This window comes from Histidinibacterium lentulum, assembly GCF_003789055.1.
Classification (GTDB): Bacteria; Pseudomonadota; Alphaproteobacteria; order Rhodobacterales; family Rhodobacteraceae; genus Oceanicola; species Oceanicola lentulus.
In genome coordinates this window covers 31,691-45,150 of the sequence record NZ_ML119090.1, presented here as the reverse complement: position 1 = coordinate 45,150, position 13,460 = coordinate 31,691, and the positions used below count along the sequence as shown (strand labels likewise).

The 13,460-nt window shown below is 70.2% G+C and carries 13 protein-coding genes; 5 read left to right on the top strand and 8 right to left on the bottom strand.

The genetic code is table 11. The features are described 5' to 3' along the window. Window position 1: 1 nt before the first annotated feature. From EAT49_RS17250 to EAT49_RS17240, 3 genes are read right to left on the bottom strand one after another with little or no spacing between them, the layout of a single operon-like run. Complete coding sequence (locus tag EAT49_RS17250) at window positions 2–1,201, bottom strand: UbiH/UbiF family hydroxylase (RefSeq protein WP_123643552.1); 1,200 nt, start codon at window positions 1,199–1,201, stop codon at window positions 2–4. 53 nt (window positions 1,202–1,254) lie between these two features. Beyond that, the gene (locus EAT49_RS17245; RefSeq protein ID WP_123643551.1) at window positions 1,255–1,497 is read right to left on the bottom strand and encodes a hypothetical protein; all 243 of its coding nucleotides are present in this window, start codon (window positions 1,495–1,497) and stop codon (window positions 1,255–1,257) included. Between the two features lie 60 nt (window positions 1,498–1,557). Continuing rightward, entirely contained in the window at window positions 1,558–2,208 is a 651-nt protein-coding gene (locus EAT49_RS17240; RefSeq protein WP_123643550.1) for a pyrimidine 5'-nucleotidase, read from the bottom strand. Between the two features lie 135 nt (window positions 2,209–2,343). Between EAT49_RS17240 and EAT49_RS17235 the strand changes: the two genes are divergently transcribed. Beyond that, complete coding sequence (locus EAT49_RS17235; RefSeq protein ID WP_123643549.1) at window positions 2,344–2,997, top strand: GntR family transcriptional regulator; 654 nt, start codon at window positions 2,344–2,346, stop codon at window positions 2,995–2,997. Here EAT49_RS17235 and EAT49_RS17230 read toward each other — a convergent pair. Then, window positions 2,951–4,876, bottom strand: coding sequence for a glycosyltransferase family 2 protein (locus EAT49_RS17230; protein WP_246003894.1), 1,926 nt, complete (start codon window positions 4,874–4,876; stop codon window positions 2,951–2,953). The genes EAT49_RS17235 and EAT49_RS17230 overlap by 47 nt on opposite strands. A 99-nt stretch (window positions 4,877–4,975) precedes the next feature. Continuing rightward, window positions 4,976–6,133 (bottom strand): glutamine-hydrolyzing carbamoyl-phosphate synthase small subunit, encoded by a 1,158-nt coding sequence (gene carA, locus EAT49_RS17225; RefSeq protein WP_123643548.1) that lies wholly within the window; start codon window positions 6,131–6,133, stop codon window positions 4,976–4,978. Between the two features lie 150 nt (window positions 6,134–6,283). Between carA and EAT49_RS17220 the strand changes: the two genes are divergently transcribed. Continuing rightward, a complete protein-coding gene (locus EAT49_RS17220; RefSeq protein WP_123643547.1) occupies window positions 6,284–6,751 on the top strand; it encodes a GatB/YqeY domain-containing protein in 468 nt (155 codons plus the stop codon). Window positions 6,752–6,762: 11 nt separating this feature from the next. Next, entirely contained in the window at window positions 6,763–7,887 is a 1,125-nt protein-coding gene (locus tag EAT49_RS17215; RefSeq protein ID WP_123643546.1) for a capsular polysaccharide export protein, LipB/KpsS family, read from the top strand. Window positions 7,888–8,029: 142 nt separating this feature from the next. On the opposite strand, the gene EAT49_RS17210 is transcribed toward EAT49_RS17215, so the two are convergent. Then, the gene (locus EAT49_RS17210; RefSeq protein ID WP_123643545.1) at window positions 8,030–8,533 is read right to left on the bottom strand and encodes a DUF2244 domain-containing protein; all 504 of its coding nucleotides are present in this window, start codon (window positions 8,531–8,533) and stop codon (window positions 8,030–8,032) included. A gap of 205 nt (window positions 8,534–8,738) precedes the next feature. On the opposite strand from EAT49_RS17210, the gene EAT49_RS17205 reads away from it, so the two are divergent. Then, window positions 8,739–9,215, top strand: coding sequence for an SRPBCC family protein (locus EAT49_RS17205; protein ID WP_185020803.1), 477 nt, complete (start codon window positions 8,739–8,741; stop codon window positions 9,213–9,215). A 91-nt stretch (window positions 9,216–9,306) separates the two neighbouring features. On the opposite strand, the gene ctaD is transcribed toward EAT49_RS17205, so the two are convergent. Then, a complete protein-coding gene (gene ctaD / locus EAT49_RS17200) occupies window positions 9,307–10,980 on the bottom strand; it encodes a cytochrome c oxidase subunit I (protein ID WP_123643543.1) in 1,674 nt (557 codons plus the stop codon). Between the two features lie 425 nt (window positions 10,981–11,405). Here ctaD and EAT49_RS17195 point away from each other — a divergent pair, with 425 nt between their 5' ends. Further along, window positions 11,406–11,666, top strand: coding sequence for a YjhX family toxin (locus tag EAT49_RS17195; RefSeq protein ID WP_123643542.1), 261 nt, complete (start codon window positions 11,406–11,408; stop codon window positions 11,664–11,666). A 73-nt stretch (window positions 11,667–11,739) separates the two neighbouring features. Here the strand turns inward: EAT49_RS17195 and exaC are convergent, their stop codons facing one another. Then, a complete protein-coding gene (gene exaC / locus EAT49_RS17190; protein WP_123643541.1) occupies window positions 11,740–13,290 on the bottom strand; it encodes an acetaldehyde dehydrogenase ExaC in 1,551 nt (516 codons plus the stop codon). Window positions 13,291–13,460: the final 170 nt, after the last annotated feature.

The window sequence follows — 13,460 nt, the reverse complement described above, 5'->3', positions numbered from 1 at the left end:
GTCACGGGCGGGCGCCGAGCCCCAGCCGCATCAGCCCGCGCCGCACCGGGGCCATGTCATGGAGCGCGCGGATGCCGAGCGCGCGCAGGTCGCGGACGATGCCGGCCTCGGCCATGGAAGTGCGGTTGAGCAGGTTCACGCCCTCGACCCGCAGCCGAACCTCCGGGTGGCGGCGGCGGTGGTAGGCGTCGAGCATGGCGGGCGCGCCGAGCCGGTCGGGATCGCCCCGGGCGAGGTCGAGAAGTGTGCCGAGATCGGCGAGCGACATGTTCAGACCCTGCGCGCCGATGGGCGGGACGACATGGGCGGCCTCGGCCATGAGCGCCGTGCGCCGCGCGGTCATCCGGTCGGCGAGGCGCGAGATGATCGGCCAGCTCATGCGCCGGGACGCGAGGGTCAGGGCGCCGAAGAGGCCCGCCGAGCGGGTCGTGGCCTCGGCGGCGAAGCTCTCGGGGTCCAGGGCCATCAGCCGCTGCGCCTCGGCGCCGGGCACCATCCAGACGACGGCGGAGCAGGGCCGGCCGTCGTGATCGGGCAGGGGCACGAGGGTGAAGGGGCCGCCGGTGCGGTGGATCTCCGTGGAGACGTTGTCATGGGGCACGGGATGGGTGACGGAGAAGGTCACGGCCTTTTGGCCATAGCGCCAGGTCCGCGCGCCGATGCCGGCCGCCTGCCGCACCGGGCTGTCGCGGCCATCGGCGCCGATCACGAGGCGCACCTTGAGGCGGCTGCCGTCGGTCAGCGTCACGAGCGCGCCCGAGTCCCGGGCGAGCATGGAGGCGAAGCCCGTGCCGGGACGGAAGTCGACGGTGCCCAGCTCCGCGATGCGGGCCATGAGCTCCCGCCGCAGGAGCCAGTTGGGCAGGTTCCAGCCGAAGGGCGCCTCGCCGAGGTCGGCGCTGTCGAAATCGCGGGTGCTGCGGGCCACGGGCTCCGCCCCCCCCGCGTCGACGATGCGCATGATCCTGAGCGGCGTGGCATGGGGGGCGTAATGCTCCCAGATGCCTGCAGCCTCGAGCAGTCGCCGCGCGGGCTGCAGGAAGGCGGTGGTGCGCAGGTCCGCTCCTTCGGCCGCCTCCTCGGTCACCGGGGGGGCTGGGTCGGCGGCGATCACGGTGAACCCGGCCGCGCCGAGAGCCGCGGCGGCGGTCAGACCCGCGACCCCGCCGCCCGAGATGAAGATATCGGCATCCTGTGTCATGGACCGCAAGCTAGCCCCGGGCCGGGAGGCGGGAAAGGGGGCGCGGCAAGAGGTCAGCCGCGGCTGATGACCACGAGGGTCAGTACCATCAGCGGCGTCACCGCCACCGCCAGAAGCCCGATCGCGGCAAGGCCGATGGCATCCACGGCGAAGATCATCAGCGTGAGCGCGATCACGGCTGCATAGGGCCAGTTTCCGGCGAAGTCGCGCTGCAGATCCCAGAGCAGCCAGCCGAGAAGCGGGACGTGATGCCAGGGACGGCGGCGGGGCAGGGTCGTCGGGGTGGTGTCGGTCATCGGGATCCTGTCTGTCGGGCCGGGGTGGAATGCCCGACAGATAGGGTCGGATTTCGCGCCTTACAGACCGCGAAGCTGCGACAGAAAGCCCGCGAGGTCGGAGGTGTGGTGGTGAATGTGATCGGCGGGCGCGGCGTCGGGGGCGACATGGACCGTCCGCATCCCCATGGCATGGGGGGCCGCGAGGTTGCGGGTGTCGTCCTCGAACATCGCGCCCATGTCGGGCGAGAGGCCGTCGAGGGCGAAGACCGCCTCGAAGGCCGCCTGCTCGGGTTTCGGGCGGTATCCCGCGTGCTCGATCCCGTAGACCGCGTGAAAGCAGCCCGTCAGACCGCGCGCGGCCAGGACCTGGCGGGCATAGGGGCGGTCGCCGTTGGTGTAGACGATGCGCCGGCCGGGCAGGGCGGAGATCGCGTCGGCCAGCGCGGGGTCGGGGGAGAGCACGGAGAAGTCGATGTCGTGAACCTCGGCCAGAAAGGGCACGGGGTCGATGTCGTGCTCGGCCATCAGGCCCGAGAGGGTGGTGCCGTAACGCCGCCAGTAATCGTCCCGCAGATGCGCGGCCTCGGCCTCGCCGAGGCCCAGCTCGCGCCTGATGAGCGCGTTCATCCGCCGCTCGATCTGCGCGAAGAGGCGGGCGGAGGGATCGTAGAGCGTGTTGTCGAGGTCGAAGACCCAGACGCGGACATGTGAGAAGGAGTCGGCGACCATGGTGGGGAGCTAGACCGGGCGGCGAAGAGCCGCAATGCCGGAGGCCTTGCAAACCTGTTACGGTTATCGCTAAAGTCAACCCAAGCTGACAGTTCTGCGAGAGAGGCTGTCAGACAAATCTGACAGGGCGGATCGATGGCCGAACTCAGGACCTCTCCGAAGGATGCCTACGACCTCATTCTGGAGGCGATCGACACCGGCATCTACAAGCCAGGCGACCGGCTGGTGGAGAGCGAGCTGGCCGACCGGTTCGGGGTCAGCCGCACGCCGATCCGCGAGGCGTTGCAGCGGCTCGAGACCCAGAGCCTGCTGACGCGCGACGGGCGGTCGCTGATCGTGGCCTCGCTCGACCATTCGCAGCTTGCCGAGCTCTACGTCGTGCGCGGGGAACTCGAGGGGCTGGCCGCGCGGCTGGCGGCGCGGCACGCGACGCCCGAGGAGGTTCGGGTGCTGCGCGACATGCTCGACGCGGATCATGCGCTGGTGAACGACCCGCACGCGATGTCGCGGGCGAACCGGCGGTTCCACAAGCAGATCCATCTTGCCAGCCACAACCGGTTCCTCGTGCAGCAGCTCGATCTCGTGCACCGGTCCATGGCGCTCCTGGCCTCCACCTCGATCGCGGCGGACGGGCGCTCGCAGGACACGCTCAAGGAACATGCCATGATCGTCGAGGCCATCGAGGCGGGGGACGGCGAGGCCGCGGACCGGGCGCTGCGCGATCACATCTCGAAGGCCTTCGTCATTCGGCTGCGACTGGATGCGGAGGCCGTCGAGGCGGCGGAGTGAGGACGGGGGCGGTTCCTGTCCCGGCGGCGGTCTCGGGCAGGAGGCCGTGCGCGGTCTTGTCCCAGTAGAAGGGCCGGACGAACAGCTCCCACAGGCCCTTGAACATCCCCGCCGTGGCCAGCGGGAAGTAGAACAGCAGCGTCGGCGCCCACCACCCCAGGCGGGCTTTCCCGGCGCGGCGCGCGCCGAGGACGGCGATGCCGAGGTTGACCGCCTCGGAGGTCAGGAACAGCCCGGTGAGGCCGAGGCCGAGAGCGGCGGTCAGCGCGGGCAGGCCGGGCTGCGGCAGGGGCTGGGCGAAGAGCAGCCAGCAGACCCAGAGCACCGGTGCCAGGGTGAATTGCAGCACCGTGCCGAGAAAGAGGATCTGCACCCCGATCCAGCGCCGCGCACCGAGGTCCCGCCAGAGCCGGCGCGGGTCCCGCATGTGGACCGACCCGGTCATCGCGTAGCCCTTGAGCCAGCGCGACCTCTGGCGCACCCAGGGCAGGAGCCGCCCGTTCGCCTCTTCCCCGGTGACGGTGTCGATCAGTTCCGTCCGGTAGCCGTAACGCGCGAGGCGGAGGCCGAGATCGGCGTCCTCGGTGACGTTATGGGCGTCCCAGCCTCCCAGCCTCTCGAGCGCGTCGCGGCGGAAGAAGAGCGTGGTGCCCCCCAGTGGCACCACGAGGCCCAGCCGCGCCAGCCCCGGCAGGACCACGCGGAACCACGCGGCGTATTCGAGGGTGAAACAGCGCGTCATCCAGTTGGCGTGGCTGTTGTAATAGTCGAGCACGCCCTGCAGGCAGGCGACCTCGGGCCCCCGTTCGGCGAAGCGCGCGGCGACGCGGGCGATCTGGTCGGGGGCGGGGGCGTCCTCGGCATCGTAGACGCCGACGATCTCGCCCCGCGCGAAGTCGAGCGCGTAGTTGAGGGCGCGCGGCTTGGTGCGCAGCGTGCCCACGGGCACCACGATGGTGCGGACCCAGGGCGGCAGGGCGATCGTCGACAGGGTCTCCCGGGTGAGGGCGTCATCGGCCTCCACCACGAGGCAGATGTCGAGGAGGTCGCGCGGATAGTCGAGGCGGGCGAGACGGACCAGCAGATGCCGGGCGATCTCCCGTTCGCGGTAGAGCGCCACGAGGAGCGTCACCACGGGGCGGCTGGCCGCGACGACCCGGGCGGGATCGGCTGGCGGCGGGCGCAGCGTCGCCAGCGCCGCGGCGAGCTTGAGCCCGGTGCCGAGCGCCATGGCGGCGGAGGCTGCGAGCAGGAGCGAGAGGAACAGGGCGCCGGGGGCCACGAGCGCCGCCGCGCCGCCCAGGGCGAGAGCGGACAGCGCCAGGGTGCCGTTCCGGCGGGCCCGCCAGCCGCGGCTGCTGTCCTCCGCAAGGACCCGGGTTTCGGCGCGATGGGACAGGGTGCGGCGCGCGCCGCGGTCTACCGCGGCCTGCAGCCGGTCCTCGGCCGCCGTGACGAGGCGCACCGGGCCGAAGCTGCGTTCGAGCGCGGGCAGGTGGCGGTCGATCTCCTCGGGCCGGGCGGTGGCGACGAGGGTCACGTCGCCGAGGCGGCGCAGGGGCAGGAGGCCGTCGGCGAGGCACCTTTCCGGTCCCCAGGAGAGCATGAGGCGCGGATCGGGCCGTTCGGTCACGGGATCGACCGCCGTCGTCCCGAGCCGCGCGGCCTCCGCCTCGGCGATCAGGTCGCGCGAGAGACCGTTGAGGAGGTGGAGCGCATCGGCGAGCCGAACGCGGTGACGCTGGATCTGCGTCCGGGTCCGCGCGAGATCCCCGGGCGAGAGCGCCCCCATGGCCACCAGAGTATCGCCGAGATCGCCGGACCCCGGAAGCGGCTCGAGCGCCGTCCTTGGCCGTTGTGCTGCGAATCGGATGCTCATGACGCGCCCTCTGCTGCCTCTGGCGGCGAGGCTGGCGCGGGCGGGCTTAACGTCGCGTTAAGCCCGCCGGACTGCCGACCGGTAGCGGATGGCGGTCCCTCAGCGGGCGCGGGCCGCCATCGCGGCGGCGAACCGGTCGAAGAGATAGGCGCTGTCCTGGGGGCCGGGGCTCGCTTCGGGGTGATACTGCACCGAGAAGACGGGCCTGTCGGACATGCGGATGCCGCAGTTCGACCCGTCGAAGAGGCTCACATGGGTCTCGATCACGCCCTGGGGCAGGGTCTGGCTGTCCACGGTAAAGCCGTGGTTCATCGAGGTGATCTCCACCTTGCCGGTCTCGAGGTCCTTCACCGGATGGTTCGCGCCGTGATGGCCGTGGTTCATCTTGATGGTGGTGGCCCCGAGCGCCCGGGCCAGCATCTGGTGGCCGAGGCAGATGCCGAAGACCGGCAGGTCCGTGCGCTCGAGGATCTCGCGGATCATCGGCACGGCATAGTCGCCCGTGGCCGCCGGATCGCCGGGGCCGTTCGACAGGAAGATGCCGTCCGGCGACTGGGCCAGTACGTCGTCGGCGGTGGCGCTCGCGGGCATCACGGTGACGTCGGCCCCGGTGGAGGCGAGGCAGCGCAGGATGTTGCGCTTGGCGCCGTAGTCCAGCGCCACGACCCTGTGGGTCGGGGCCGTCTGGGTCCCGAAGCCGTCGGGCCAGGCCCAGCGGGTTTCCGACCAGCGATAGCTCTGCGCGCATGTGACCCGGCCCGCCAGATCGAGCCCGACCATGCCGCGAAAGCTGCGCGCGGCGCGCACCAGCGCGTCGATGTCGAACTTTCCCTCGGGATCGTGGGCCAGCGCCACGTGGGGCGCACCCTGCTGGCGGATCGCGCGCGTCAGGCGCCGCGTGTCCACACCACCCATTCCGATCCGGCCGCGCCGCGCCAGCCAGTCCGACAGCGGCTCGGCCGCGCGCCAGTTCGAGGGCTCGGTCGGGTCCCACTTCACGATCATTCCCTCGGCGAGCGGGTCCTGCGCCTCGTCGTCCTCGGCATTCACGCCGACATTGCCCACATGGGGAAAGGTGAAGGTCACGATCTGCCCGGCATAGGACGGATCGGTCATGATCTCCTGGTAGCCGGTCATCGCGGTGTTGAAGCAGAGCTCCGCCGTGGTCTGACCGGCGGCGCCGAAGCCGCGGCCGAAGAAGAGCGTTCCGTCCGCGAGGGCGAGGCAGGCGGTCGGGCGGGTGCTGTCTTGGGGCATGGGGCCTCCGGGCATGGGCTGGGGGCGGGCAGGGCGGCGCCTGCGCGATAGGGTTTCGACGGCGCGGGGTCAAGGCGGGGCCGCGGTTGTCGCCGCGTGCGGGGCGGCCTACACTCCGCCTTCGGGACGCTTCTGGGAGATGCTCGTCAGATGGGATTGCGCAACCGGGTCAACACGGCCCTGAAGGACGCCATGAAGTCGAAGGAGGCGGATCGTCTCTCGACGCTGAGGCTCATCAACGCCGCGATCAAGGACCGCGACATCGCCGTGCGCGGCACGGAGGAGGGCTCTCCCGAGGGGGTGAGCGACGACGAGGTGCTGGCGATCCTCGCCCGCATGGTCAAGCAGCGCCAGGAGAGCGCGCGTGCCTACGAGGAGGGCGGCCGGCTCGACCTCGCCGAGCGCGAGCAGGCGGAGATCGCGGTGATCGAGGAGTTCCTGCCCCGTCAGCTCGACGCGGAGGAGACCGAGGCGGCGGTGGACGCGGCGATCACCGAGACCGAGGCCGCCACCATCCGCGACATGGGCCGGGTGATGGCCGCGCTGAAGTCGCGCTACGCCGGGCGGATGGACTTCGGCAAGGTGGGGCCGATGGTGAAGGACCGTCTTTGCGGCTAGATCCCGCGGCCGTGCGGTTCGTGATGCAGCGGACCGGGCGGTTCGCCCCGCTGCGGGAGGGGCTGGGCGACCGGCTGGTGACCTTCGACGGGCGCTGGGGCGCGGTGTGGCGGCACATGGTGCGCACCCATGGTCTGCGCGAGGCCTGGCGCCGCCGGCTCGCGCCGCCCGCGCCCGCCTTCGTCGCGCAGGCGCGAGGCAACGTGGCCCGCAAGGTGCGCCGCCTGCCGGAGCTGGCTCGGGTGCCGGGTTTCGTGGCCGCCTATGCGCGGCGCAAGGCCAAGCATGCGGAGTTCCTGACCGACATGCTGGAGCGCCTGATGGCCGATCTGCCGGAGCCCGTGGCCGTCGTCTACAACGGCAGCTACGTGCCCGACGCGACGCTCGCCGCGGTGGCGGGGGCGGGGCGCCGCGTCTTCATCGAGAACGGCTATTTCCGGGGCACGATTCAGGCCGATGCGCTGGGGATCAACGACGACAATTCGCTGCCGCGCGATCCGGCCTTCTATCTTGGCTACCAGCCCGACGACCGGCCCCTCGACATGGTGCTCGACACGCGCGACCCGAAGCATCGGGTGGAGCCGCCCGTGGGCCTGCCCGAGGGCTATGTCTTCGTGCCCTTTCAGGTGGACAGCGACAGCCAGATCACCCTGCATTCGCCCTGGGTCGGGTCCATGGCGGCGTTTCACGCGCTGGTCGTGGAGATGGCCGAGGCGCTGCCGGACCGGGTCTTCGTCATCAAGGAGCATCCCTATTCGCGCCGCACGCTCGCCGGGCGGGTCGCGCCGCATCCGCGGGTGATCTTCCAGAACGGGCGCAACACGCAGGAGCTGATCGACGGGGCGGGGGGCGTTCTGACGATCAACTCCACCGTGGGCGTGGAGGCGCTGGCGCGCGGCAAGCCCGTGGCGATGGTCGGCCGCGCCTGCTACCGGATCGAGGGGCTGGTGCGCGCGGCCGAGGACCGCGCGGCCTTGCGGGCGGCACTGGCGGACCTGCCGGACTGGCGCCCCGACGAGCGATTGCGGCGGCATTTCCTGCACTTTCTCTACTACCGCTTCCTGTTGCGCGGCGAGGGCTTGCCGGACGACCGCGACGCGGGGGAGGTTCTGCTCGAGGTGCTTGCGCGCGCGTGAGCCCGAGCCGGGTGGGCTGCCACGGTTTCCGGAGACCAAGCGGGAGCCCGGCAGGGGCGCGATGGGGCATGCCGGGCTGAAGCCCGGCCTACGGAGGGCGCGGAGGGGACGATGGCGCCCAGGCGCAGGACCGGGACCGACCCTAGCGCGGCAGGCGCGCCATCCTGTCCTGCAGCTCGGCATAGAGCGCGCGGCGTTCCTCGGGGGCGAGGAAGGCGCCCAACTCCACCTCGCGTCCGCCGCCGCGAAGAGTCAGGTAATCCTCCACCGGCCCCGCATCGGCATGGAGCCGCACGGTCACCCAGTGCGGATTGGCCTCCCAGTCCTGCACCGGTCCGCGGGGGTTGTGGCGGGTCAGGGCGACGCGGTCGGGCCAGAGGCAGAGCTGCTCGAGCACCCGTCCGTCCCGGTAGCTGCGCTCGATGGCGAGCCACATCCCGCCCACCGCCAGCGCGAGAAACGGCAGGAGGCCCCAGAGCACGGCGGAGCCGACGACAGCCAGCAGCGGCAGGGAGATCAGCGCGCAGGTGGCCCCGAGAAACAGCGCCATCCCCCGGCGCGGCAGAGACCGGAACGGCCAGAGGTGCAGCTCCTCGAGGGGGGCCTCGGGGTCGGCTCCGCGGGCGGAGGTCCATTCGTAGGGCATCGGCGCGGCATGTCTCCACGGCTCGGGCTGCAAGGGTAATCGCCCGCCGGGGAGGGGCAAGGGACAAGGTGCTGCACCCCGATCGGCGCGCTTTGGCCGAGGCGCCGGGCACCCCCTTGCCGCGGCGCCCGCGCCGCTCCAGATGAGCGCGGTCCGGCGGCTCCGGACTGTCTGGCGGCCGCGGCCGGACCACGGATTCACCACAATGGACGATTTCGACATCGATCTGCGCGCCCCGGTCACGGCGACCGCGACGCGCGTGCTTCTCGCGCCGCCCGAACAGGTCTGGCGCACGCTCTCCGACCTGACCGACTGGCCGCGGTGGAACCGGGCCATCGAGGGGCTGTGGATGGCGGGACCCCTCGCGCATGGACAGTACTTCGAATGGCGCACGGAGGGATGGTTCATCCGCTCCACCCTGAGGCTGGTGGACCCGCCCCGGAGGCTCGGCTGGACCGGGCGCTCGCCGGGCACCCGCTCGGCGCATGTCCTCGACATCGAACCGGCGGGGTCCGGCCCGGAACACGGCACGCGGGTCACGAGCCGCGCGAGCCTTGGCGGCATGATGCCGCTGCTGTTCCGCACCGGGATGCGGCGGAGGCTCGCGGTCGCGCTGGCGGCCGATCTCGAGGCCCTCGCCCAGGAGATCGAACCGCGCCCGCCCCGCCGCCAGGCGGCCTGAGCGCCTCCGCCGACCCCGCCTTCGCCGCAACGAAAAGCCCCGCCGCGACATCTCGCGGCGGGGCTTCCTCTGTCCCGGGGGGATGCCCTCGCTAATGCGCGGGCGTGCGGTCCCAGTCGCTCTGCTTCGGCAGCGTCTCGAACGTATGCTCGGGCGGCGGGGAGGGCAGGGTCCACTCCAGCGTATCGGCATACTCGTTCCAGGGGTTCGGCTCGGTCGCGTTCTTCGGCGCCAGAAGCGTCCGGAACAGGATCACGATGAAGAACACGAAGGACGCGAAGGCGATGAAGGCGCCGATGGAGGAGACCATGTTCCAGGTCGCGAAGGCCTCCGGATAGTCGATGTAGCGGCGCGGCATCCCCTGACGGCCCAGGAAGTGCTGGGGGAAGAACGTCAGGTTCGAGCCGATGAACATCATCCAGAAATGGGTCTTGCCGGCCCATTCGGGCATCATCCGCCCCGCCATCTTCGGCAGGTAGAAATAGATGCCCGCGAAGATGCCGAAGACCGCGCCGAGGCTCATCACGTAGTGGAAATGCGCGACGACATAGTAGGTGTCATGATAGGCCCGGTCGACGCCGGCCTGGCTGAGCACGATGCCGGTCACGCCGCCCACGGTGAAGAGGAACAGGAACCCGAAGGCCCAGAGCATCGGCGTCTTGAACTCGACCGAGCCGCCCCACATCGTGGCGATCCAGCTGAACACCTTCACCCCCGTCGGCACCGCGATCACCATGGTGGCCAGCATGAAGTAGCTCTGCTGGGTCAGGGACATGCCGACCGTGTACATGTGGTGCGCCCAGACGACGAAGCCCAGCACGCCGATGGCGACCATCGCATAGACCATCGGCAGGTAGCCGAAGATCGGCTTGCGGCTGAAGGTGGCGATGACGTGGGAGATGATGCCGAAGGCGGGCAGGATGATGATGTAGACCTCGGGATGGCCGAAGAACCACAGGATGTGCTGGTAGAGCACCGGATCGCCGCCGCCCGCCGGATCGAAGAAGGTGGTGCCGAAGTTGCGGTCCGTCAGCAGCATGGTGATCGCACCGGCAAGCACGGGCAGCGCCAGAAGGATCAGCCAGGCGGTGATGAAGATCGACCAGGCGAAGAGCGGCACCTTGTGCAGCGTCATCCCGGGCGCGCGCATGTTGAGGAAGGTGGTGATGATGTTGATGGCGCCGAGGATCGACGAGGCGCCCGAGACGTGCACCGCGAAGATGGCGAGATCCATCGACATGCCGGCCTCGGTCGTCGAGAGCGGCGGGTACATGACCCAGCCCACGCCGGAGCCGAGCTGGTTGTTGCCGCCCGGCGCCAGCATCGAGGCCACGCCGAGGCTGACGCCCATGACGAAGAGCCAGAACGACAGGTTGTTCAGCCGCGGGAAGGCCATGTCCGGCGCGCCGATCTGCAGCGGCATGAAGTAGTTGCCGAAGCCGCCGAAGAGCGCGGGGATCACCACGAAGAACATCATCAGCACGCCGTGATAGGTGATCAGGACGTTCCACAGATGACCGTTGGGCGTGCATTCGAGCGGGTCCGCCGGCAGCAGCCGCGCGCCCTCGAGGCACATGTACTGCACGCCCGGAACCGCGAGTTCCATGCGCATGTAGACGGTGAAGGCCACCGCGATGAAGCCGGCGAAACCCGAGACGAAGAGATACAGGATCCCGATGTCCTTGTGGTTCGTCGACATGAACCAGCGCTCGAAGAAGCCGCGCTTGTCCTCGTGCTCGTGGCCGTGAATGGCTGCGTCTGCCATGTGGCTCTCCTCAAGTGTGCTTTGTCCTTCGCCGGGCGTGGTCCGAATCCGGAGCGCGGCCGCGAGGCATCGCCGGTCGTTCTAAAGGTCCGGCCGGAGGGGGGCAACACGACAGCGCCCCGGCGCGTCGGGCAATTTGGCGCAGGCAGAGCGGCAGGATCCGCCTCCGCGGGCGGGCGGCGGTGGGGACGGGGGCGTCGTGTCCGCCCCGTCGCACGGGTCGCGGGCGCGGTCCTTGACCTCGGTCAAGTCTTGACCGCGCGGCCGCCCCGGAGGCAGGATGCCGTCACGCTGAACGGAGTGTTCATGTCGGAGACTGTGACCAGAGGCTGATCGCCGCCGGCAGCCCGGGGCGATCAATACGGGGCGAGGCGGATCCGGCCGTCTTGCCGCGGCTTTCTGCGTTTCGATCACAGGCTCATCCGATGAACATCTCGAGAGAGGAACAGCGCGTGCTGCACGTGCTGGCCCAGGGCGGCATGATCCGCCATTCCCGCAACGCCGGCGGCAAGCTCGTGGAGGTGCTGTGCACCACCCACGACGGGGCGGTGCTGGCCGATTGCACCGTGGAGGTGGTGAAGCGCCTGCGGCGCAAGCGGCTGATCGCGTCGCGCGCGTCGGCACCCTACCGCATCTCCGACCTCGGCCGCCGCATGGTGCGCGCGCAGACCGACAACCGGGTCTGAAACGGAGAGGGCCGGCGCTTCCGCCGGCCCCCATGCCCCGCTCCGGAGAGCGGGGCGCCGGTGCAACCCGGGATCAGAAGAAGCCCATCGGGTTCTCGTCGTAGCTGACGAGCAGGTTCTTCGTGTTGCGGTAGTGGTCCAGCATCATCTTGTGGTTCTCGCGCCCGATGCCGGACTGCTTGTAGCCGCCGAAGGCCGCGTGGGCGGGGTAGTGGTGGTAGCAGTTGGTCCAGACCCGGCCGGCCTGGATCGCCCGGCCCACCCGGAAGGCGGTATTGGCCTGCCGCGTCCAGACGCCTGCGCCCAGCCCGTAGGTCGTGTCGTTGGCGATGGCGATGGCCTCGGCCTCGTCCTTGAAGGTCGTGACCGACAGCACGGGGCCGAAGATCTCTTCCTGGAAGATGCGCATGGCGTTGTGACCGCGGAACACGGTGGGTTGGATGTAGTAGCCGTTGTCGAGCCCCTCGCCGAGGCTGGCCCGTTCGCCGCCCACGAGCACCTGCGCGCCCTCTTCCTTGCCGAGGGTGAGGTAGGAGGTGATCTTCTCCATCTGCTCGGTGGAGGCCTGGCCGCCGATCATCGTGTCCATCTGCAACGGGTTGCCCTGCTTGATCTTGCGGACCCGCTCCACCGCGCGCTCGAGGAAGGCGTCGGCGATGCTCTCCTGGATCAGGGCGCGGCTGGGGCAGGTGCAGACCTCGCCCTGGTTCAGCGCGAACATCGCGAAGCCCTCGAGGCACTTGTCGAAGAAGGCGTCGTCGGCATCCATGATGTCCGCGAAGAAGAGGTTGGGGGACTTGCCGCCCAGCTCCAGCGTCACCGGGATCAGGTTCTCGGCGGCGGCCTTCATGATGATCTTGCCGGTGCCGGTCTCGCCGGTGAAGGCGACCTTGGCGATGCGCTTCGAATTGGCCAGCGGTGCGCCGGCCTCGAGGCCGAAACCGTTGACGACGTTGATCACGCCCGGGGGCACCAGGTCGGCGATCAGCTCCATCATCACCATGATCGAGGCGGGCGTCTGCTCTGCGGGCTTGAGCACCACCGCGTTGCCTGCAGCCAGCGCCGGCGCCAGTTTCCACACCGCCATCAGGATCGGGAAGTTCCAGGGGATGATCTGGCCCACGACGCCCAGCGGCTCATGGAAGTGGTAGGCATAGGTATTGGCGTCGATCTCGGCGATGGAGCCCTCGTCGGCGCGGATCACGCCGCCGAAATAGCGGAAATGGTCCACCGCCAGCGCGAGGTCGGCATTCACCGTCTCGCGGATCGGCTTGCCGTTGTCGAGCGTCTCGGCCACGGCCAGCGTCATCAGGTTCTGCTCGATCCGGTCGGCGATGCGGAAGAGCATTGTGGACCGCTCGGCCAGCGAGGTGCGGCCGAAGGCCGGAGCGGCGGCATGGGCGGCGTCGAGCGCGGCCTCGATGTCGGCGGCGTTCGACCGGGCGACGGTGGTGATCACCTCGCCGGTGATCGGGGTCACGTCATCGAACCATTGGCCCGATTTCGGATCGACGAACTGGCCGTTGATGAAGTTGCCGTAGCGGGACTTGTAGGGGAACGGGACGCCGAGATGACTCGAGTCGAGGGCGGCGCTCGGGCCGGTCGCGGATGCGTGAACGTTCATGGGATCTCCTCCTCGGGTGGATGCAGGGACCCCGGCGGGTCAGCCTGGCGAGGTCGCGGCCCGGTGGGGCCGGCTCGTCAGGATCGCGCGGAGAGCCCGTCGGGCCCGGCATCCTCATGGCAAGCGCAGGGTCCGCACCTCCTCCTGCGCGGCCGCACGCGGGGGCGAAA